The sequence below is a fragment of the Barnesiella sp. An22 genome (genome assembly GCF_963931395.1).
Taxonomy (GTDB): domain Bacteria; phylum Bacteroidota; class Bacteroidia; order Bacteroidales; family Barnesiellaceae; genus Barnesiella; species Barnesiella merdigallinarum.
Map to the genome: position 1 here is coordinate 756478 of NZ_OZ007014.1, position 21616 is coordinate 778093.

Here is a 21616-nt window from a genome sequence, read left to right on the forward strand (position 1 = left end):
ATAGGTATTGTGCGGGTAGCTGCTCCCCATTCTTGGTTAGCGACAGCGGATTTTGTGGCCGGGAGTAGTTGCTGGCAAGAAAGTGAAAATGAGCAAGATACAACGAAAAAGTGTAGAGAATGGGGTGCTAACTCCCGTTTTTTTTGTGTATGTTTGCAGCATGAAAGGTTTTGTGAAACATCTGCTCATGGTCTCGCTTGCCCTGATACTGGGGTGGGCCTCGACGCTGTTTTATGTGTCGGAGGCAGAGACGACATGGGTGCAGAGTAGCGAAACCGAGAGCCCCTATACGCTGACCGACAGTGACAGCCATTCGTACCCGGTGCCCAGTTTTGAGGCCATTGTGCCGGCCGAGCGGGTGGCGGGAATCCATACGGTACGGTTCCCCTCGTCGCCGGTAGCCGAACGGGTAGGGAGTCACACCGCATTCTCTTCGGCGCAGCAGTGCTGCTGCCAACTCATAACCCTTCGTGAAAAGTCAATCAGACACGATTACGAGGGGTATAAGGCCCAGTTGTGTTCACACGGGCATTATCTCTATTCGCTTTGTCAAATGCTTATTTAGCAGGGCGGGCAGGTGTTCCCTGTCCGGATTGCGGAAGCCGGTTGCCGCTTCCGGCTCTCTTGTCGTGCCTGCGTGCGCGGCAGGATGAGGTCGCCGTGCCGTGCTGCGGCGGGGCAGCGCATGACTTTATAAACCAATATTACCCTGACTATTAGCATTGAAACAAAAATGGAAAATAAAGAGAAAGAGACTCATGTGTCTAAATTTGCAGAAAACCCCTATGTAGAAATCAAAAAGAGAGTGTCGATGGCCGGTGTGTGGTCGGTTGTGGTTGCCGTGGTGGCCTTTGGTGCTTCGGCCGTGTTGTCCGACCCGCAGTCGTCGTTGAAACTGTTCCTCATTGTGGTGGGTGTTTGCTTCCTGATCTACGGTCTTATCAAATTGGCCGTGGGCAACAAGGTGGCTGTGTGCCGGGCCAACGGTAAGGTGTTGAAGAAACACGAACTCCTCTTCGAGAGCAGCGAGGTTTCGCGTTTGAAACAGATGGTCGAGAGCGGCAACTTCCAGTCGATAGGTTCGTTGCCTCGTGCCGTAGGTCATAAGGCCGGAGCCAAGCTGACCCTCTTTATCGACGACGACCAGAGCTTTGCTACGGCTCAGGTTTCGGAGTTTATCCCGTTTGATTATGAGCCGGTGATGTCGCCCATGAGCTACGACGGCGATCGGGTGAAAGAGATTGCCGCACTGACCAAGGCCGCATAACTGTTTTACGGCCACGCAAAGAGGGGATTTCGATTTAGTTGTTATGCCATAAGGGGATTGTATAGGAGATACGAAGGTTCTCGTATCGTTATGTGTTTGTTTAATGCCTTCTGTCGGGCTGTCAATAAGACTCCGGGCAGAAGGTATTTTTTTATTTGTTTGGGTTGCCTGCCTTTTGCTGCCTTTATAGTGGGTGATAAGTAGTGCAGGATGCGTCTCGGCCCAGTACAAATGAAAACTTCGTTTTTATTTGCCTCGGCGCTCGACTTTCACTACCTTTACAGAAGGCAGGATGCGTCTCGGCCCAGTACAAATGAAAACTTCGTTTTTATTTGCCTCGGCGCTCGACTTTCACTACCTTTGTACGAGTATATAAAACCTAAAAACAGCTATTCTCATGAACCAAGTATCCGACCGTTTGGCAGCTCTTGCACCGTCGCAAACGCTTGCGATGTCGCAGAAAAGTAATGAACTGAAGGCTCAGGGTGTCGATGTAATCAACCTGAGTGTAGGAGAACCCGATTTCAATACCCCTCAGCATATCAAGGATGCGGCGAAGAAGGCGATAGACGACAACTTCTCGCACTATTCGCCCGTGCCGGGTTATATGGATTTGCGCCAGGCCATCTGCGCAAAACTGAAAAATGAGAATGGCCTCGACTTTACGCCCGACCAGATTGTGGTATCGAACGGTGCCAAACAGTCGATTTGCAATACGATTCTCTCGCTTGTCAATCCCGGTGACGAGGTGGTGCTGCCGGCTCCCTACTGGGTAAGCTATGTCGAGATGGTGAAGTTGGCCGAGGGCAAAAGCGTGATTGTAGAGACGGGTATCGAGCAGGATTTCAAGATGAGTGCCGCTCAACTCGAGGCTGCCATTACGCCCAAGACCAAGATGCTGATTCTGTGCACCCCCTCCAACCCGACGGGTAGCGTCTATTCGCACGACGAACTCGCGGCTTTAGCTGCCGTGCTGAAGCGTCATCCCCAAGTCTTTATCCTGGCCGACGAGATTTACGAGCACATCAACTACGTGGGTGCTCACCAGAGTATCGCCCAATTCCCCGCCCTGCGCGACCGGGTAATCATCGTCAACGGTGTCTCCAAGGGTTATGCCATGACGGGCTGGCGTATCGGTTTCATTGCCGCTCCGCTGTGGATTGCCAAGGCTTGCAACAAGTTGCAGGGCCAGTATACCTCGGGCGCTTCGTCGATTGCCCAGAAGGCTGCTGCCGCTGCCTTTGCCGGTGACCAGAGTTGTGTAGAGGAGATGCGTCGGGCTTTTGAACGTCGTCGCGACCTGGTGGTACGGTTGGCCCGCGAGATTCCCGGCCTGAAGGTGAACAACCCCGACGGGGCCTTCTACCTCTTCCCCGAGGTTAGCTACTATCTGGGTAAGGCCGATGGCGACCGCGTCATCAAGACTTCGTCCGAACTGGCCATGTACATCCTCGAGGTGGGTCATGTGGCTACCGTAGCGGGCGATGCCTTCGGGGCTCCCAACTATCTGCGCCTCTCCTATGCTACTTCCGAGGAGAATATCACCGAGGCCCTGCGCCGCATGAAAGAGGTGCTCGCCCGGTTGAAATAAGCGACAGTATCGACAACGATAATATAGTGCGGCCTCCTTGTCGCCCCGGATGTGGGGAATCGGCGAGGAGGCCGTTTTTGTGCAGGTATGGTTTGGCTTTTTATCTGTTGTCTTGAACACCGGGAGAGGGGGATGCACAGGTAGTATTTGACTTTTGAATCTTGGAAAAGTGGAGGAAAGTGGGGAAATTTACCTTGGAAAAGCGGCAAAATAGGCGATAAATTCCTTGGAAAAGTGGAGGAAATGCGTTATTTTCGCATTAGATAAAAGGAAACTGCATGCTTAAACGTAAGATAGACAGCTATATTCGCAACTATTATGCGAACTCTCGTAATGCCTTGCTTATAACCGGGGTCCGACAGACGGGTAAGACCTATTCGATACGGGAGTTTGGGCAGGCGTTCAAGAGTTTTATCGAAATCAATTTTATAGAGAATCCCGATGCGGTGGAGCTCTTCCGTGGGGCTCGGAGCAGTGATGACATTCTCCTTCGGTTGTCGGCGTTGACAACCAAGCCCTTGATTAAAGGCGAGACCCTTATCTTTTTCGATGAGGTACAGCGGTGCCCCGAGATTGTAACAGCCATTAAATTTCTGGTCGACGAGGGATCGTATCGGTATATCTTGAGCGGTTCTCTGTTGGGTGTCGAACTGAAGGACCTTCGGTCGGAGCCGGTTGGCTATATGGGTATCAAGGATATGTATCCGCTCGATTTCGAGGAGTTTGTGTCGTGTGTAGGCGTGGGCAATCGGGTCATTGATTCTTTGCGGGATTCGTGGACCTGTCGCAAACCTGTCGATGATTTTGTCCATGCCAGAATGATGGAACTGTTTCGCCTCTATCTGGTGGTGGGTGGCATGCCGGCAGCCGTAGACAAGTATATCGAGACGAACAATCTGCAAGAGGTGATGGCTGTACAGCAGGATATTATTCGGTTGTACAAACGGGATATAGCCCAATATGATCCGGATAATAAACTGTATATCGAGGAGATTTTCAAATTGATTCCTCCCGAACTCAATGCGAAGAACAAACGATTTATATTGAAACGGCTGAATGAGAATGCCAAGTTCGAACGCTATCGGAACAGTTTTCTTTGGTTGAAAAATGCAGGTGTGGCACTTCCGGTTTATAATGTCGAAGAGCCCAAGGTACCGCTGTTGTTGTCGCGTTCGAGAAATCTCTTTAAACTGTTTCAAAGCGATGTAGGGTTGTTGGCTGCCCAATATGCCGACGGTATACAGTTGCAGATTATCAAGGGCGATAAAAACATCAACTACGGGGCGGTTTATGAAAATGCCGTAGCGCAAGAGTTGGTGGCGCATGGTCTGGAGCCCTATTACTATAATAACAAGAAGCGGGGCGAGCTCGATTTTGTAATTGAATCGGGGGGGAAGGTGCTGCCAGTCGAGGTGAAATCGGGGAAAGATTATGAGTCGCATCGGGCTCTTTCCAATATTATGGATTGCAAGGAGTATAATCTGTCCGAGGCTATCGTGTTCAATAATGACAATATGCGTGTTGAAGGGAAAATCGTGTATGCCCCTGTGTATATGACGATGTTTCTCGAGCGAGACCATACGGCGCCAACCTACTATAAAGTCGATTTGAGTGGCTTGCAGTAGCGTATAAACAAGGCCAATCTTTCAGCGATACAGCAGAACCCACCGTGCCTCGCGGCGTAGTGGGTTCGTCACAACTAAAAACAAACTTCAAATTTTAGGATTCTTTTCCCCTTTGCAATTTAGATCAGGAGGAGAGAAAAGAGTTTATTTGGCTTTACGTTTACAATAGCGTTGACATTGTCCGCACAGGTCGTAGCCCAGCAGGGCACCCAGGATGAAATCCTCCTCGGGGGTGAGCTCGTTCAGGGGGCGCGAGGCCAGCGACTGAATCACCTCGATACATTCGCGGCGGCCGAAGAAGAGGTTTATCTTGTTGCAGCCGATGGGCTGTATGCAGTAGTCGATGCGCTGTTTGTTCAGTCGGTCTACGGCAAACTCTTCGTAGCGGCGGTTGGTGGTGTAGAGCACCATATGACGCACCCCTTTCTTGTATTCATAGACGTGGTTCAAAAACACTTTCAACTCGGCCGGAAAAGATTGACAGGTCATCATGGGCATATCGGTTTAGCGGGTTTACAAGTCGAGGTTTTTCACCCAAGCCTCGATGCGGTCGGCCGTTTTGTCGGCCTCGTTGGTCTCGTCGAGAGCAAGCCCTACGAACTCGCCGTTGACTACCGATACCGACGAGGAGAACGTGTAGCCGTCGGTAGCCACGTGGTTGCCGGTGAAGCGGCAGCCTGTCTCCTTCAGTTCGTCGTAGAGCAGGCCGATGGCGTCGCAGAAGGTGTCGGGGTACGACTCGCTGTCGCCGCAGCCGAAGAGGGCGATGGTTTTGCCGGTGAGATTGGCACTTTTCAACACCTTTACGGCATCGTACCAGTCGTCTTGCAGTTCGCCGCAACCCCAGGTCGAGGTGCCCAGTATCAGCGCCTCGTAGGGGGCGATGCTCTCGGCCGAGAGTTGGGCCGCATCGTGAATATCGGTTGAGGCGATTCCCAGTTTCTGGGCGATTGTGTGGGCAACTCCCTCGGTCATGCCGGTCGAAGAGCCGTAGAATATTCCTGTTTTTTTCATCGTCGTAACGGTTGTTTGGTTTTTACGGAGGCAAAGTAAAGGCATGCGGCCCGGCCGGCCAATACCTACATGTAGGGGTTTTCTTTCCACGCCTACTTAGTTTGAGGGAAAAAGTGCAGTATTTCACTATTTTTCACTACCTTCGCCGTATAAAACAGAATTGAAAATGCGACGATACAAAAGGTGGATTGGGGTGATTGCAATAGCAGCCGTGGTGGCTGTCTTGCTGGTGATTGTGGTGTGCGACGGTTGGGTGAGGGGGTATGCCCGAGACAAGACGTTCGACACGACCGATGCGATACCCCACCGTACCGTGGGGTTGCTGTTGGGCACGGCGCCCATTACTCCGCAGGGTGAGCACAACTACTATTTCGACTATCGCATCGAGGCTGCGGCCCGGTTGTTCCAAGCCGGCAAGATTGACTATATTCTGGTGAGCGGCGACAACCACGACCGCGACTACGACGAGCCCTCCTGCATGCGCGATTCGCTGGTGGCCCACGGGGTACCGGCCGACCGCATCGTGCTCGACTATGCCGGATTCCGTACGCTCGACTCCATCGTGCGAGCCAAGGAGATTTTCGGGCGGGACAGCCTCACCATCATCTCGCAGAAGTTTCACAACGAGCGGGCCATCTATCTGGCCAAGAGCAGCGGCATATCGGCTGTCGGCTATAATGCCCGTGACGTGTCGCGTTGGGACAAGTACATAAAAATACACGGACGAGAGTACCTCGCCCGTGTGAAAATGTTTCTCGATCTCCTCACCGACAAGCAGCCCCGCTTCTTAGGGGAGAAAGAGGAGACGCCGTTTTAATCATTAACCGTATCTTCGACCGTCGGGTAGACGAGGTTTTTCTCTTCGATTACGTCGAGTACCTCGCGCAGGTATTTGTCGGCTTCCCAGCGGGCCATGGGCAGGTCGTGCAGCAGGTAGTTGCCGCAGTCGCGGGGAGCGGCGCCGGGTACCTCGCCCTCGAAGTCGCGGATGAAGCGGAAGGTCTCGCGCATGAGGTCGACGATGTCGCGCGACTCAAGGTCGCCCTGCACCAGAAAGTAGTTGCCGGTGCAGCAGCCCATGGGTCCCCAGAATACGATTTTGTCGCCCCATACCGGGTGGTTGCGCAGGAAGGTGGCAGCCAGGTGTTCGATGGTGTGCAGGGCTCCGTAGCCGATGGCGGGCTCGCGGTTGGGCTCTTTCATGCGGATGTCGAAAGTGGTGACTACGTGGTCGCCCAGATAGTCCTTGCGCGAGACGTAGATGCCGCGCAGCAGGTGAATGTGGTCTATGGTAAAACTGGGTATCTTTTTCATATCGGGTTATGTATTAGGGATTGATATGTATTACAGTTTGGCGATGAGGCTGGTGAGCACCTCGAACGAGCGGTGGGGGGCATCGTCCCAGAAGTGGTTGTATTGGGCCAGGTGACCCTCGATGCCCGGGGTGTCGCTGATGATGCGGAAGCTCAGGAAGGGGATACCGCGCATGCAGCATACCTGGGCAATGGAGCCCGACTCCATGTCGACGGCCATGCCTTCGGGGAAGAGGGCCTTGATTTCGGAGAGTTCGACCGGGTCGGTGATGAAGCGGTCGCCGCTGCATACCAGCCCCTTGTAGATGCGCAGCGAGGTCTCTACCTGCAGAGCCTTCTCGACCAGTGCCGGGTCGCTGTGGAACCGGGGCGGCAGCCCCTGTATCTGTCCCCAGGCGTTGCCTTCGCCACACCACACGTCGTGGTAGACAATCTCAGACCCGACGACAATATCCATCACTCGCATCGAGGCGTCTATGCCGCCGGCCACGCCGGTGTTGAGCACGCAGTCGGGGTGGTAGCGGTCGATGAGCTCGTAGGCCCGAATGGCCGACGATACCTTGCCGATGCCGCTCTGGGTGAGTATCAACTCGTGGGCACCGTTCGTGCCTATGGTAAAGAGCGAAGCGCCGTAGCGCTCTTCGCGGGGATTTTCCAGCAGGCGACGCACGCAATCGAGCTCGCTCTGCATGGCTACGATAATTCCTATTTTCATCTTCTTGTTTTCTCTTTCGAGCAAAGGTAGGGGTATTCTCACATACCGCAAAATTTGTGTGGCGAAATTCACCGTCGCGGGGCGATGTGAAGATTTCACCGGAATTTTCCGTACTTTTGCCACCGGATATTTTTACCGATGAAAGATTTTGTCGCCATAGATTTCGAGACTGCCAATTACGAACCCACGAGCATCTGCTCGGTGGGGCTTGTGGTGGTGCGCGGGGGCGAGGTGACGCACCGGGTGCATCGGCTGGTGTGCCCCGAGCCCGACTACTATGTGCGCCGTTTTTCGGAGGAGATTCACGGTATCTTCCCCGCCGATACCTGCCATGCTCCCAACTTCGGGCAGGTGTGGCGCGAGGTGTCGCCGCTGGTCGAGGGGTTGCGGCTGGTGGCGCACAACAAGGCTTTCGACGAACGGGTGCTGCGGGCGACCTGCCGCATGTATGGCATCGACTATGTGTATGGCAATTTCCTCTGCACCCTCACGCAGGCGCGGCGGGTGATTCCGCGCACGGCCATCGAGAACTATCGGCTGCCCACGGTGTGTGCCTATCTGGGTATCCCCTTCGACCACCATCACAACGCGTTGGCCGATGCCGAGGGTTGTGCCCGCATTGCCATGCGGTTGTGGCCGGACGACGACGTACAGCCGCGCCTTCGGTAGTAGTGGGGCCTTTTGCTCCTTTCGAAGCTCAATCGATTGACTTTCCCTTATCTCATCCTTACGGAAGCAACACCTCTTTGATGGCTCGTTGCAGGGTCTCCTTGTCCATGAGTCCGGCTGCAATCTGGGGCTGGTCCTTCATGGGGCAGAAGAGGAGGGTGGGGATGCTTTGCACCCCGAAGATGGCGGCCAACTGCGGTTCCTTGTCGACATCGATTTTATAGACATCGATCTGTCCGGCATATTCGGTAGCTATCTCCTCGAGTATGGGGGCCAGCTTGCGGCAGGGTCCGCACCATGTGGCGTAGAAGTCGACAATGCAGGGGCGGGCGCCCAGGAACTCCCAGCGGTCGGGGGTCTTCTCGAAGTTGGCCACCTTGGCGAGGAACTCGGCCTTGGTCAGGTGGCGGGGTTTTACGGTTTGTACTTTTGCGCTCTTTTCGGGTTGGGCCGGTTGCTCCTTGGCCTGGCAGGCAAAGAAAAAGGGCAGGCAGGCGAGGGTTATTCCCAACAGGTGTTTTACGTTCATAATGAGTATCGGGTTGCGTGTTTGACATCGGGCGGAGGTGCTGCTGCCCCGGGCCAAGCCGTCGGGCAGGTGGGGAAAAGCCGCGCTCCCCCGTCGTGACTTTCCGGCGACAAAGATACGAGGTTTGTCACAGAAAGCCGCAGGCGGAGGAGCTATTTTTCAGATTATTAGGGTTTCTTACGGAGCGTAAGGAGGCCGATGGCGGGCCGCGACGGGGCCGGCGAGTCGGGCGGACTATATCGACGACTCGTTGACGATGGAGCCGCCCCGGTGGGTGGTGGGGAGGATATACGACGGCAGGTCGCGGCTGCAGATGTAGTTGCCTATGCAGCGGGTGATGAGGATGTCGTCGTGGTGCCCCTCCATGGCTCCGTAGCTGCCGTTGGGTTTGCGCTCGAACACGTCGTGCTCGTAGCAGGCCTGTGCGTCGTGCTCGATGTAGGCCCCTTCGCGCAGGGCCGACCGCTGTGCGTCGATGACCAGCACCTTGGTGGCGCGGTTCATGTGGAATCCCCAGCGCGAGGAGGGGCGCTGCCCGATGCTGTCGGGGGGAGCCTGCCGGGCGTAGAGGTTGTCGTAGTAGCGCGACAGGGTGTCGAGCAGGTAGGCCGAGTGTTCGCTGTCGTCGTGTTCGGTCTCGAGGGTGTTGCTCTCGATGACCAGCAGGGCATTCTGGTAGTAGGCGGCCAGTTGGGCGGCCTTCCAGGCGAGCAGGTCGTGGTCGATGTGTCCGCGCCACTGGGCCACCACCTCGGCCGGTCCCCCCTCGAGCATCCAGTAGCGGTCGAATATGGCGATGACCGAGTAGTCGGCCGCGTCGGAGCGGCCGCCGATGTCGACTACGGCCAGGTAGCGGTCGCGAATCTCGTGCTTCTCGGCCGGGTATTCCCACACCTGCAGCGGTCCGCCGGGGCGGGCCTCCAGTTCGATACCCTCGAGGGCATCGTGGCCGGTGAGCTCGCGGCCGTGGATGTCGCCCACGAATCGGGGAGCGCAGCAGCCGCGCCGCAACTTTTCGACCAGCGTAGGGTCGAATACCCGTTCGCCCGAGTAGCAGAAGGCCTCGATGTCGTCGCTGGGATACTCGGCCATCATGTCGGTGTGGCGGGCATACTCCTTGCGTTTCTGCCGGTACCAGGCGATGGCCTCGAGGGTGGCGCCTCGACTCCAGAGCATGCGCTCGTAGTCGGTGAGAGTGGCGATGAGCGACTCGTAATCGTCGACGGGTATGGCATACATCTCGATTTCGAACCAGGGGACAAAGGCAAACTGCTTGTCGCTCTCGTGCCGCTTGGCCCGCTCGCACTCCTGGTGAAAGTAGGAGCCGGTGCCGTTGGCCGTGCTCTCCATCACCACCATCGAGTAGGGGAGCAGCATGATGGAGCCGCAGACCGAGCGCACCAGCTGCTCGGGCGACTTCATGCGGCTGTTGCGCCAGAAGGCAACCTCGGAGAGGTGGGCCATGGCGGCATCGATACCCCGCACCGACTCCTGGCTCTCGGCCGAGCCTATGGTGACCCGGCAGTCGCGCCCGACGATGACCGAGGTGTTGGCCATGCGCTCGAAGGGGCGGAATTTGGGTCTGCCTCCCTCGAGCAGCCAGTCGGGGTAGTTGGCCAGCAGCTTGCTGTACATGCCCTTGATGTTGGCGGCCGACTCCTTGATATGGGCGCAAATCACGCTGTTCCAGTTGCGGCGGTGCACCAGTTGTATCCAGGCCATGTAAATCTGTATGAGGGTGGAGCCGCCCCACTGGCGGGCCTTGAGCAGGATGAGGCGGATGGGGCGGTCGTGTGTGCGCATCGCCTCGAGCATGCCCAGGATGCGGCGTTGCGGGCGGTTGAGCCTGAAGGGGATGTCGTTGGCGCCCAGCTTGTCTTTGATGCGCACGAAGCAGAAGGCCCAGAACTCGAAATCGTAACGGATGCGCAGCCGTATCCACTCGCGCCAGAGGGTATCGAAGGGCGAGAGGTCGCCCTCCTCTTTCTCGCCGTCGACCGCCGGGGTGGAGCAGCCGTCGGGTACCTCGACCCCCTGCTGCCGCAGATGTCCGGCCAGACTGCCCGCCCGGGCAAGCTGCTGCACCAGCGGTTCGTCGAACATGGCAGCCGGGATATACTGGAGGGGCAGCGGAGCGTCGGCGAGCCGTATCGGACGGCGGTCGCCTGTGTCGCTCCCCTCGCCGGTTTCGGGTGAATAGTATCGTTTCAGTTTCTCATTTCTCAGTCGGTTGGCTTCAACCGTTATCGTTTCGTCGTGTTGTACAATCGCCATCTCTTTCGCTATTTTCTGCAAAAGAAATATCGCCAGCCCCCGGGTTTATGGCAGGGTAATAAAAGGTGGTGGCGAGGGGGCTTGAGCGGGTTCTGCTCGGGAGAGGTGGATAAAAGGAAACCCGGCGTTTCTTCCGCCGGGTTTCCTTTTGCCCGAGAGCAGAGGTCTCGGGTTTATGTGAGTTGCCTTATTTCGTGGCAGGGGTATCGGCCCCCGGTTGGCTTTCGGGAGTCGGGTTTCCAGGAGCAGGGGCTTCGGCGGAACTCTCGGCCGGCTTCTCCTCGCGAGGCTTCTCGGGCTTGTTGAGCTCGGGGTAGCTGATGCGGGTGTGGTAGATGGTCTTGAGCTTCTCGATGAAGGTAGCCTTGATGGTCTCCACATCGCGGAAACTGAGGGGCGTGTCGCGCAGCAGGCCGTCGGCAATCTGCGAGTCGATGATGCGGTTGACGAGTTGCGAGATGCTCTCGTTGGTATACTCCTTAAGGCTGCGCGAGGCGGCTTCGACGGCATCGGCCATCATGAGGATACCCGTCTCCTTGGTGAAGGGGTTGGGACCGGGATAGGTAAATTTCGACTCGTCGACGGGGCGGTCGGGGTATTTGTTGCGGTAGGAGTTGTAGAAGAACTTGGCCTTGCCCTTGCCGTGGTGGGTGGCGATGAAGTCTTTGATGGCCTGGGGCAGTCCCTGTTTGTCGGCCATCTTGAGGCCGTCGACGACGTGCGAGATGACAATCTGTGCGCTCTGCTCGAACGAGAGGGGCGTGTGGGGGTTGAATCCCGACTGGTTTTCGGTGAAGAAGGCGGGGTTCTTCAGTTTGCCGATGTCGTGATAGAGGGCGCCGGTACGTACCAGTTGGGCCTTGGCCCCGATTTTGTTGGCCGCTTCGGCTGCCAGGTTCGAGATCTGCAGCGAGTGCTGGAAGGTGCCGGGGCACTCTTCGGAGAGCTGGCGCAGTATGGGGTTGTTCACGTCGGAGAGCTCGACCAGCGTAACGGTAGAGATGAATCCGAAGGTCTTCTCGAAGATGTAGATGAGCAGGTAGGCGAAGAGCAGGAACACGCAGTTGATGCCGAAGTAGATGAACATGTTGTAGCTGATCTTCGACAGGTCGCCCTCGGAGAGGAGCGTGTAGCCTACGTAGGCAAAGCAGTAGGCCAGGAAGACGAGCACGGCGCAGCGCATGAGTTGCGACCGGCGCGACAGATCGCTGAGGCTGTCGATGGCGGTCATGCCCACGATGAGCTGCAGGAAGATGAACTCGAGCGCAAAGGGGGCGGTGAAGGCGCAGATGAGTACGGTGATGAGGTGTACGTAGAGGGCCGTGCGGGAGTCGAAGAAGGTGACGACAATGATGGGTATGATGGCAAAGGGCACGAGGTATATGCCCTGAACTCGCACTTCGGAGAGGAAGAAGGCGATGAGCGAGATACCCACGATGAGCATCATCATAAACCCGAGGGTGCGCATCTCGTTGAAGGTCTGGGGCCGGAAGAGGGCCAGGAAGAGGTAGAAGAAGGCAAAGAGGCAGGCGAAGACGATAATCTGTCCCACGATGGTGTAGCCCCGGTGGTCGTTGCCGGTACTCTTCTTGAGCGATACGGTCTCGAGCGACTTGAGTATGCGGTAGGTTTGCGGGGTGATGATTTCGCCCCGGTCTACGATGCGTTCGCCGGCCTGCACGATGCCGTCGGAGAGGGCGATGCGTTGCAGCAGGTTATCCTTGAGCCGGTCGGTGGTGATGCTGTCGAAGGTGATGTTGGTGTTGAGATAGTCGTTGAGGTTGCAGTTTTGCAGCACATGGTGCGAATAGGAGTCGGGGAAGCGGTTGATGATGTTCTCGTAGGCTTCGCGGGGCGACTGCAGTTCGGCCACGGGCATTTCGCGGGCTACGTTGTTCTGTACGATGCGTATCTCTTTGGTGGTTCCCGATTGCAGCCGGGTGTAGTCGTCGGACGAGATGATGCCCTTGTGGTAGGTTTCGCGCAGGGCTTGTACCAGGTTTCGGCGCAGGGCTGGCGTAATGGTGAGGCCGGGGCGGCTGGTGAGCGACTTCTCGAAGTCGGCGGTCGATTTGGCACCTATGGCTTCGTTGAATGAAAATACCGGCTGAAAGCCGAGCATGATGCTGTCTTTCTCTTGCTGGATGACGGCCTCGTCTTTGTAGATGGGGAAGTCGAAGGGGGCGGTGAGCAGGCCGTATTTCCAGGGTTTCCCTTCCTGGAAGGTGTAGCGGAATTTCCCTTCGCCGGGGAAGAAGTAGGTGACCAGCGCTACCGCAGCTATAAAAAAGAGCACTTGCAAGACTCGCTTGCTCGACAGAATCTTTTGTATACGGGATTGATCCATGATTTTAAGGGGTTATTCTTTGCAGCGTGCAGCCTTCTGTACGCCTTTGATTTTACATAATTTGTTGCACAGCGACTCGACTACGCGGGTGTCGTGCACCATGATGTTGACCGTGCCGTTGAACACGCCTTCGTTGGCCTGTATCGAGAGGCCGCGCATGTCGATCATCAGCTCGTTGGAGATGACGCGGGTAATCTCGTTGAGGATACCCATGCGGTCGATGCCCTGAATCTCGATTTTGGCGGGGAAGGAGAGCGACTCGCTGGCCTCCCACTGGGTAGATACCAGACGGGGCCCGAAGCTCGACTTCAACCGCATGGCTACGGGACATTCGCGCTTGTGTACTACGACGGTTTCGTCGTCCTCGACATAACCCAGCACGTCGTCGCCGGGTATGGGACAGCAGCAGTCGGCCACCTTGTAGTTTTTCACACCGTTCTCGTCGCGCAGGATATAGGTCTGCTTGCGGTCGATGGTGGGCTGTTGCGGGGCCGGAGCCTTGGGTTGCTCGTTCTTGTTGCTGTTGCCGAACGAGAGCTTGAGGTATCGCATGAAGGGGTTCAGACTCTTGCCCTTGATGATTTTCTTGATGTTCTCGTTGAGGGTAATCTCTTCGTTGCCGATCTTGAAGAGGAGGTCGTCGCGATGTTGCAACCCCAGATTGCTCAGTATCTTGGTCATCAGCTCGTTGTTGAGCTCGATGTGGTTGCTCTCGAGAAACTCTTTCAGCTGGGCCTCGCCCTTGGCGATAATCTTGCGCCGGTCCTTACGCAGGGCGGCCAGGAGTCGGCTGCGGGCTTTGGCGGTGGTGACGAGGTTGAGCCACTCCTCCTTGGGAGTCTGCGACTTGGAGGTAAGAATCTCGACCTGGTCGCCGCTGTGCAGCTTCTGGCTCAGCGGTACGAGGCGGTGGTTCACCTTGGCGGCGATGCAGTGGAACCCCAGGTCGGAGTGCAGGGTGAAGGCTAGGTCGAGGGCCGTGGCATCCTTGGGCAGGGTGATGAGGTCGCCCTTGGGGGTGAAGACAAAAATCTCGGTACTGAAGAGGTTGAGCTTGATGGTATCGAGGAAGTCGATGGCGTTGGGTTCGGGGTGCTCGAGTATGTCCTTGATGGTCTTGAGCCAGATGTCGAGCTCCGACTCTTCGTCGGAGTTGCCTACCTTGTACTTCCAGTGGGCGGCGAAACCGCGCTCGGCGATTTCGTCCATCTTCTCGCTGCGTATCTGTACCTCGATCCAGTTGCCGTCGGGGCCCATGACGGTGAGGTGCAGGGCCTTGTAGCCGTTGGCCTTGGGGCGGCTCACCCAGTCGCGCGTGCGCTCGGGATGCAGCTTGTAGATGTCGGTGATGACCGAGTAGATGGTCCAGCACTCCTTCTTCTCGTCGGCCTCGTTGGGGCACTTGAAGATGATGCGCACGGCGTAGAGGTCATAGACCTCCTCGAAGGGGATGTGCTTCGACTCCATCTTGTTCCAGATGGAGTAGATGGATTTGACGCGGGCCTTCATCTCGAAGTCGAATCCCAGCTCCTTGAGCTTGGCGACGATGGGCTTGGCAAAGTTGTTGTAGATTTGCTGGCGCGACTCTTCGGTCTCGGCAATCTTCTGTTTTATCTGGTTGTAGGCCTCGGGGTGTTCATATTTGAAAGCGAGGTCTTCGAGTTCGGTCTTGATGGCAAATAGTCCCAGGCGGTGAGCCAGCGGAGCGTAGATGTAGAGCGTTTCGCCGGCAATCTTGTATTGCTTGCTGGGGAGCATGGAGCCGAGGGTGCGCATGTTGTGCAGGCGGTCGGCCATCTTGATGAGGATGACGCGGATGTCTTCCGACATGGTGAGCAGCAGCCGGCGGAAGTTTTCGGCCTGGGCCGATGCCTGGTCGCCGAAGATACCGCCCGAAATCTTGGTGAGCCCGTCGACAATCGAGGCTATCTTTTTGCCGAAGTGGTTTTCGATGTCTTCGACCGTATACTCCGTGTCTTCGACCACGTCGTGGAGCAGAGCGGCGCATATCGAGGTGGAGCCCAGCCCTATCTCCTGGCTCACGATGCGGGCCACGGCAATGGGGTGGAGGATGTAGGGCTCGCCCGAACGGCGGCGGATACCCTTGTGGGCCTCTTTGGCAAACTTGAATGCACGCTCGATAATCTCGACTTTCTTGCGGTGGTTGGAGTTGAGATAGCCATTGAGCAGTTCCTGGAATTTATCTTCGATCAGTTGCTCTTCGTTGGTGTATGCTTGGTCGGACGGTTCCATAACTTTGAGATCTTAGTGAGATAGACAAAGATAAAGGATGTCGACTGTAAATGCAAATAAATTTTATATTTTGCCGAGCGGTTCTGCTTAAAATCCCTGCCGAATACTACAAACCCCTTACCATGAGGAGGATGCCTGCCTGGTAAGGGGTGGTTCGGTGGTTGTCCGGCCTGTGACAGTCGGGCGGTTATTTACCCTTGTCGAGTCGTATTTTCTCGTGGTAGAAATAGTTGACGATAACCGGTTTTCCCTGTTGCGAGCGGCCGTATGGCAGGTCGTTTATGCGGTAGGGATAGTCGTGCTGGCGGGCATATTGGGCGATGTCGGCCTCGAGACCTTTCCAGTAATCGGTGCGCTTGCGGTTGTAAATCTCTTCGTAGAGGGGCAGCAGGTGGGGATTCTTCTCCCGTATGTAGCTCATGATGCTGCCTTTGAACTGTCCGCGCAGGTTGAGGTTCTCGAGCCAGATGAGGTCGGCAAAATCTTTCACTTGCTCGATGATGGCCTTCACGTCGGTGATACCCGGGAAGATAGGCGAGATGAAACAGACGGTGCGGATGCCGGCGGCGTAGGTCTGTTTCATGGCTTCGATGCGGCGGGCGATGGTGGCGGCGTGGTCCATGTCGGCCCTGAACTCCTCGTCCAGTGTATTGATCGACCACGATACGGTGGCTTTGGGGAATTGCTTGAGCAGGTCGAGGTCGCGCAAGACGAGGTCGGATTTGGTGCAGACCATGATTTCGGCCGTACAGCCGCGCAGCTCCTCGAGGATGCGCCGTGTGCGGAGGAAGGTGGCCTCTTGCGGGTTGTAGCCGTCGGTCACCGAGCCGATGACGATGCGGCTGCCGTTGTACTTGCCGGGGTTCTTGATAGGGTCCCATGTTTTCACGTCGAGAAACGAGCCCCAGGGTTCGGGGTGTTTCGTAAACCGTTTCATAAAGGAGGCGTAGCAGTACCGGCAGGCATGGGTGCAGCCTACGTAGGGATTGACCGAATAGCCGCCGACCGGGAGGGTCGACTGGGTCATGATGCTGCGTACTTCGATTTCTCTGATTTCGGGTTCTGTGTTCATAGTCTTTGGTGTATAAACGATTGCGGTAATTCTTGAATCATCTTCTCTTCGCCAATGATCGGGACGAGTTCTTCCTTCATAAACAGGGGTATCCCGCAGGCTTTGGCCTGGTTGGCAATGTGGGCTACCCATTGGGGATTTGCCTCGATTTTTCCCTTGCGCCGCCCGGTTTCGGTACCGATGACCACCCAGTCGATGCCCTCGAGGTCGAGGTCGGGTATGTCGCCGAAGAGGGGTTCGAAGGTGACGTGGTAGTGACGGGCCCCGATGTGCCGGCGCAGGTCGGCGATGCGTCTCTTCTCGGCCTCGCAGGTGACGGTGACTCCCATCCATACGTTGTCGAGGTCGGTGTGGAAGTTTATCCGTTCGGGGTGTTTGGTGAGGAAGAGGCAGGCGTGCTGCGGATTACGGGCTATGCGGTCGAATATTTCGTCGGTCCACTCGGGGTGCCAGTCGGAGAAGTCGCTCATACCGGTGAGCAGGAAGTTGTGCGGGCGGGGATTGTCGAGCAGCCGCAGCTTGCGGCTCATGTATTCGGGTACGGAAAAGTCGTCCGTGATATGGAAGCGCCGGCAATTGTTGCGGGCATAGCAATAGCTGCATCCGATGGTACACCCGATGACGATATTCAGGTTCTGGATAAACGATTTGATACATTGGCTCATGGCTCGTCGCTTTTACAGGTTTGCTGTCGGTTGCAAAGTACGGAAACCGGGACCGATTGTCTCATACCCAAACCGAATGAAAATGTACCATTTTGATAAGTCGGCAGCGGTGGGGCAGATAGGGGCGGGGCTCCGATGAATCGGCTTCCGTCGGTTGTGCACCATGGGTACCAGTCTTGCGGCACACAAAAACAAAGGCCCGTCGGGCGGTTGCCCGGCAGGCCTCGGTATGGATGAGGGTGAGAGGGGGAGGACAGCGTTCCGGCCTCCTTTTCTCTCGCTTGTTTTATCTTTGTTAAAGCTCCTTGCCCGGTATCAGATCGAGAGCTTGCGCAGGGTGTTGAGCAGCTCGCGGTCGATGGGCTTGTCGTTCTTGATAGCCTTGTTGAAGGGGATGTATTCGATTTCGTTGTTGCGGATACCGATCATGACGTTGCGCTGGTCCTCGAGCAGGGCGTCGATGGCTGCGGCACCCATGCGGCTGGCCAGGATGCGGTCGTGGGCCGTGGGCGAACCACCGCGCTGGATGTGGCCCAGGATGGTAACGCGCACGTCGTATTGCGGATACTCTTTCTGTACGCGCTCGGCCAGGTGCATGGCACCGCCCGTGATGGGGCTTTCGGCCACGAGTACGATACTACTGTTTTTCGATTTGCGGAATCCGTTTTTGATGAGTTCTTCGAGTTGGTCGACCTCGGTCGAAATCTCGGGGATGATGGCAGCCTCGGCACCGGTAGCGATGGCACCGTTGAGGGCGAGGAAACCGGCATCGCGGCCCATGACCTCGATGAAGAAGAGGCGCTCGTGCGAGGTGGCCGTGTCGCGAATCTTGTCGACGGCCTCCATGATGGTGTTGAGAGCCGTGTCGTAACCGATGGTGGTGTCGGTACCGAAGAGGTCGTTGTCGATGGTACCGGGCAGACCCACGATGGGGTAGTTGTATTCGGTGGCAAAGATGCGGGCACCGGTGAGGGTACCGTCGCCGCCGATGACTACAAGTGCGTCGATGCCCTCTTTGACAAGGGTGTCGTAGGCAATCTTACGGCCTTCGGGGGTTTTGAATTCCTGGCAGCGGGCTGTCTTCAGGATGGTACCGCCCTGCTGTATGATGTTACTTACATTTTGCGTTTTGAAAGGAGCTATTTCGTCGGTGATCAGACCTTTGTAACCTCTGTAAATACCTTTTACCTCAAATCCGTTGTAGATGGCTGCACGGGTTACCGCGCGAATAGCCGCATTCATTCCGGGAGCATCGCCTCCGGAAGTCAAAATACCTATACATTTAATTTGCGACATAACCTGTAATGTTTAGTTGTTGGCAAAGATAAAGATAAAAATCGAATTACCGATGCTGAATAGTTAACGATAGTTGTAAATAAATGTTTACCCCCGGGCCGATTTTTTATTCGGTGGGGTAGAATGTCATTTGCTTGTGAGGTTCGCGTCTTATTTGTCGGTCGCTTTCCCGGTCTCTTTCCCGTCGAGCAGGCGGGCTACATAGTCCTGTACCTCGGTCATCAGCCAGCGGGGGGTCGAGGTGGCGCCGCAGATGCCGATGCTCTCTTTCCCCTCGAGCCAGGCGGGGTCGATTTCGGAGAGGTCGGAGACCAGGTGCGACTGGGGGTTGACCTGCAGGCACTCGCCGAAGAGCACGCGGCCGTTGGAGCTCTTTTTGCCGCAGACGAAGAGCACGAGGTCGTGGCGCCGGGCAAACTCGCGGATGTTGGGGATGCGGTTGGCTACCTGCCGGCAGATGGTGTCGAACGACTCGAAACGGCCGTCGGGTTTCAAGTGCTTGATTTCGTCGACGATGTGGCGGAAGCCCTCGACCGACTTGGTGGTCTGCGAGTAGAGGAGCAACTTTTTGTCGAGATCGATTTTGTCGAGGTCGTTACTGCCCTCGATGACAACGGCCTCGCCGTGGGTCTGGCCCACCAGGCCGTTCACCTCGGCGTGCCCGTTTTTCCCGTAGATGACGATTTGGGCCTCGCCGGGCGGGTTGGAGTCGTAGGCGGTCTTTATCTTGCGTTGCAGTTGCAGCACCACGGGGCAGGTGGCGTCGATAATCTCGATGTGGTTCTCGGCGGCGATGCGGTAGGTTTCGGGAGGCTCGCCGTGGGCGCGCAGCAGCACCTTCACGTCGTGCAGTTGCTTGAGCTGCTCGTGGTCGATGGTGATGAGCCCCTTGGCCTTGAGCCGCTCCACCTCGTTGCTGTTGTGGACGATGTCGCCCAGACAGTAGAGGTGACCGGTGCGGTCGAGCTCCTCCTCGGCCTTGCGTATGGCGGTGACTACTCCGAAGCAGAATCCCGAGTGTTCGTCGATTTCTATGCGTGCCATCTTGTCTCTCTCCTTTCGTTTGGGTCGGGGGTTATTGTTGTTTGGCTACGGCCTCTTCGTATCGGGCCAGCAGCCAGGCGTCCTGCTCGTCGAGGGTCATGTGCGAGTTGTCGAGCAGGATGGCGTCGTCGGCCCGGCGCAGGGGACTCTCCTGGCGGGTCTGGTCTATGTGGTCGCGCTTGTTGATGTTGGCCACCACTTCGTCGAAATCGACGGCCACGCCTTTGGCTTGCAGCTCGTCGACCCGGCGTTGGGCGCGGGTCTCGGCCGAGGCGGTGACGAATATCTTCAGCTCGGCGTGGGGGAATACGGTGGTACCGATGTCGCGGCCGTCCATGACGATGCCCTTGCGTTCGCCCATCTTCTGCTGGGCGGCCACCATGGCGGTGCGTACGAAGGGGATGGCGCTCACGGGGCTCACCTTGTCCGATACCCGCATGGAGCGAATCTCCTGCTCCACGTCCCGGCCGTTGAGGAAGGTGTGGGTCTTGCCCGAGGCGGGGTCGGGGCGGAAGTCGATGTGGATGTCGTCCATGCGCGACCGCAGCGCTTCGGTGTCGACGGTGTCGCCGTCGATGAGGTTGTGGTCGAGGCAGTAGAGGGTGACGGCGCGGTACATGGCGCCGCTGTCGATATAGATGTAGCCGATGCGGCGGGCCAAGGCCTTGGCCATGGTGCTTTTGCCGCAAGACGAAAATCCGTCGATGGCGATGGTGATACGAGGTTTATCCATAGATGATTGCTATTTTTTGAATTCAAAGAGGTTGAGCGAGAGGTTCACCATGAGGGTGGTGGCTCCCGTGTGTTGCTGGGCCAGGGCTATGCCGAGGCCGAACATGCGCACCTTGATGCCGCCGCCGATGCTGAATCCCGAGAGGAAGTTGCGGCTGGCCGTCTTCATGTCGGTGCGGGTCTTGTAGTTGTATCCCACCCCGAAGTAGAGGCGGTCGGTGGGCAGGAACTCCACGCCGAAGATGAGGTGGCGGAAGAGGTTGTCGACAAAGCCGCTCTTCTCGACAATATCGGAGTTGCCGGTGTAGGCGCTGTTCTCGATGGTCGGGTAGGGCAGCTTCCAGCGGGTGAGGTTGCGGGCCGTGACCGAGATGCGTATGGGGGCATGCTCGAGACTCTGGGTGTAACCGAGTTGCAGGTCGAAGGGCATGCGTTCGAAGGTCTCGTTGTAGCGCTTGATCTGGCCTCCCAGGTTGCGGGCCACGAGCGAGAGCGACAGGTCGTTGTCGGCGTTGTAGTAGTTGAGGCCCAGATCTACGGCCAGGGCCCACGAGGTGTATTGCTCGTAGGAGGAGTAGATGACCTTGGCGTTGACGCCGCCGCGCAGCGTGGAGGTGATGTCGTGCGAGTAGATGCCGTTGAAGACGATGTCTTTGGGCGAAAACTCGCCGGTGATGACGCCCGTCTCGTCGGCGCTCTTCATCTTGCCGTAGCCGTAGTACTGGATACCGGCCGCCCAGGCGCTGCGTTCGCTGGCCGCCTTGCCGAAGGTGACCCCGGCCAGGTTGATGCCGCCCACATACTTCATGTAGTTGAGTCCCAGTTGCAGGTCCGATTCGGGCCCCAGCAGGGCGGGGTTCTGGTTGACGAGGTTGATGTCTTCGTCGATAACCGATATGTTGGTGCCGCCCAGCGCGTAGGCGTGGGTGGAGGTGGGGATGTTGAGGAAGTCGAACGAGCTTGTCCCCTCCTGTCCCCGCCCGGTCAGGCAGATGACCAGTGCCAGCAGTACCGATATGTATCGAAGCGCGTATCTCATAATTCCTTTTCGGCGTGCAAAGATAGTGAAAGGCGAGAGCCGAGGCAAACGGAAAACTTGTTTTTCAAGTTTGACAGGGCCGAGCCGCCTCCTTTCTTCTGGAAAGATAGTGAAAGGCGAGAGCCGAGGCAAACGGAAAACTTGTTTTTCAAGTTTGACAGGGCCGAGCCG

The 21616-nt window shown here is 56.8% G+C and carries 20 protein-coding genes; 6 read left to right on the forward strand and 14 right to left on the reverse strand.

Annotated features, from left to right (window positions below; genetic code table 11):
- The first annotated feature begins 172 nt into the window (after positions 1 to 172).
- The 4 genes from ABGT88_RS03000 to ABGT88_RS03015 all read left to right on the forward strand — a co-directional run bounded on the left by ABGT88_RS03000 (position 173) and on the right by ABGT88_RS03015 (position 4483).
- Positions 173 to 565, forward strand: coding sequence for a hypothetical protein (locus ABGT88_RS03000; RefSeq protein WP_346700345.1), 393 nt, complete (start codon positions 173 to 175; stop codon positions 563 to 565).
- 195 nt (positions 566 to 760) lie between these two features.
- Entirely contained in the window at positions 761 to 1267 is a 507-nt protein-coding gene (locus tag ABGT88_RS03005; RefSeq protein ID WP_143240935.1) for a hypothetical protein, read from the forward strand.
- A gap of 397 nt (positions 1268 to 1664) precedes the next feature.
- Complete coding sequence (locus ABGT88_RS03010; protein ID WP_346700347.1) at positions 1665 to 2858, forward strand: pyridoxal phosphate-dependent aminotransferase; 1194 nt, start codon at positions 1665 to 1667, stop codon at positions 2856 to 2858.
- A gap of 278 nt (positions 2859 to 3136) precedes the next feature.
- Entirely contained in the window at positions 3137 to 4483 is a 1347-nt protein-coding gene (locus ABGT88_RS03015) for an ATP-binding protein (RefSeq protein WP_087408695.1), read from the forward strand.
- 144 nt (positions 4484 to 4627) lie between these two features.
- Here ABGT88_RS03015 and ABGT88_RS03020 read toward each other — a convergent pair whose 3' ends face one another.
- Together ABGT88_RS03020 and ABGT88_RS03025 are read right to left on the reverse strand one after the other, a co-directional pair.
- The gene (locus tag ABGT88_RS03020) at positions 4628 to 4975 is read right to left on the reverse strand and encodes a DUF2023 family protein (RefSeq protein ID WP_300130940.1); all 348 of its coding nucleotides are present in this window, start codon (positions 4973 to 4975) and stop codon (positions 4628 to 4630) included.
- Positions 4976 to 4996: 21 nt separating this feature from the next.
- Positions 4997 to 5497, reverse strand: a complete 501-nt coding sequence (locus ABGT88_RS03025; RefSeq protein ID WP_346700350.1) for a flavodoxin — start codon at positions 5495 to 5497, stop codon at positions 4997 to 4999.
- Positions 5498 to 5663: 166 nt separating this feature from the next.
- Here ABGT88_RS03025 and ABGT88_RS03030 point away from each other — a divergent pair, with 166 nt between their 5' ends.
- Positions 5664 to 6314: an ElyC/SanA/YdcF family protein gene (locus ABGT88_RS03030; protein WP_346700352.1), complete on the forward strand. Its 651-nt coding sequence runs from the start codon at positions 5664 to 5666 to the stop codon at positions 6312 to 6314.
- Here the strand turns inward: ABGT88_RS03030 and ABGT88_RS03035 are convergent.
- Positions 6311 to 6811 carry an S-ribosylhomocysteine lyase gene (locus ABGT88_RS03035; RefSeq protein ID WP_258328052.1) on the reverse strand — a complete coding sequence of 167 codons (501 nt, stop codon included), beginning with the start codon at positions 6809 to 6811 and terminating at the stop codon, positions 6311 to 6313. The two genes, ABGT88_RS03030 and ABGT88_RS03035, sit on opposite strands and share 4 nt — an antisense overlap.
- Positions 6812 to 6841: 30 nt before the next feature.
- The gene (locus ABGT88_RS03040) at positions 6842 to 7525 is read right to left on the reverse strand and encodes a 5'-methylthioadenosine/adenosylhomocysteine nucleosidase (protein WP_258328053.1); all 684 of its coding nucleotides are present in this window, start codon (positions 7523 to 7525) and stop codon (positions 6842 to 6844) included.
- A 138-nt stretch (positions 7526 to 7663) separates the two neighbouring features.
- Here ABGT88_RS03040 and ABGT88_RS03045 point away from each other — a divergent pair, with 138 nt between their 5' ends.
- Positions 7664 to 8194: a 3'-5' exonuclease gene (locus ABGT88_RS03045; protein ID WP_087408687.1), complete on the forward strand. Its 531-nt coding sequence runs from the start codon at positions 7664 to 7666 to the stop codon at positions 8192 to 8194.
- Between the two features lie 58 nt (positions 8195 to 8252).
- On the opposite strand, the gene trxA is transcribed toward ABGT88_RS03045, so the two are convergent.
- The 10 genes from trxA to porQ all read right to left on the reverse strand — a co-directional run bounded on the left by trxA (position 8253) and on the right by porQ (position 21445).
- Entirely contained in the window at positions 8253 to 8723 is a 471-nt protein-coding gene (gene trxA, locus ABGT88_RS03050; protein ID WP_087408686.1) for a thioredoxin, read from the reverse strand.
- Between the two features lie 234 nt (positions 8724 to 8957).
- A complete protein-coding gene (locus tag ABGT88_RS03055) occupies positions 8958 to 10997 on the reverse strand; it encodes a hypothetical protein (protein ID WP_258328054.1) in 2040 nt (679 codons plus the stop codon).
- Between the two features lie 187 nt (positions 10998 to 11184).
- On the reverse strand, positions 11185 to 13344 hold the full coding sequence (locus ABGT88_RS03060; protein WP_346700356.1) for an HDIG domain-containing metalloprotein: 2160 nt from the start codon (positions 13342 to 13344) through the stop codon (positions 11185 to 11187).
- Positions 13345 to 13356: 12 nt separating this feature from the next.
- Positions 13357 to 15597, reverse strand: coding sequence for a RelA/SpoT family protein (locus ABGT88_RS03065; protein WP_346700358.1), 2241 nt, complete (start codon positions 15595 to 15597; stop codon positions 13357 to 13359).
- Between the two features lie 187 nt (positions 15598 to 15784).
- Positions 15785 to 16669, reverse strand: coding sequence for a radical SAM mobile pair protein B (locus ABGT88_RS03070; protein WP_346700360.1), 885 nt, complete (start codon positions 16667 to 16669; stop codon positions 15785 to 15787).
- Positions 16666 to 17334: a radical SAM mobile pair protein A gene (locus ABGT88_RS03075; RefSeq protein ID WP_298663309.1), complete on the reverse strand. Its 669-nt coding sequence runs from the start codon at positions 17332 to 17334 to the stop codon at positions 16666 to 16668. Before ABGT88_RS03075 ends, ABGT88_RS03070 begins: the two co-directional genes overlap by 4 nt.
- A 315-nt stretch (positions 17335 to 17649) precedes the next feature.
- Complete coding sequence (pfkA, locus tag ABGT88_RS03080; RefSeq protein ID WP_087408680.1) at positions 17650 to 18630, reverse strand: 6-phosphofructokinase; 981 nt, start codon at positions 18628 to 18630, stop codon at positions 17650 to 17652.
- Between the two features lie 150 nt (positions 18631 to 18780).
- Entirely contained in the window at positions 18781 to 19674 is an 894-nt protein-coding gene (locus ABGT88_RS03085; RefSeq protein ID WP_346700362.1) for a 4-hydroxy-3-methylbut-2-enyl diphosphate reductase, read from the reverse strand.
- Between the two features lie 31 nt (positions 19675 to 19705).
- Entirely contained in the window at positions 19706 to 20407 is a 702-nt protein-coding gene (cmk, locus tag ABGT88_RS03090) for a (d)CMP kinase (protein WP_087408678.1), read from the reverse strand.
- 9 nt (positions 20408 to 20416) lie between these two features.
- Entirely contained in the window at positions 20417 to 21445 is a 1029-nt protein-coding gene (porQ, locus tag ABGT88_RS03095) for a type IX secretion system protein PorQ (protein WP_346700365.1), read from the reverse strand.
- Positions 21446 to 21616 lie beyond the last annotated feature (171 nt).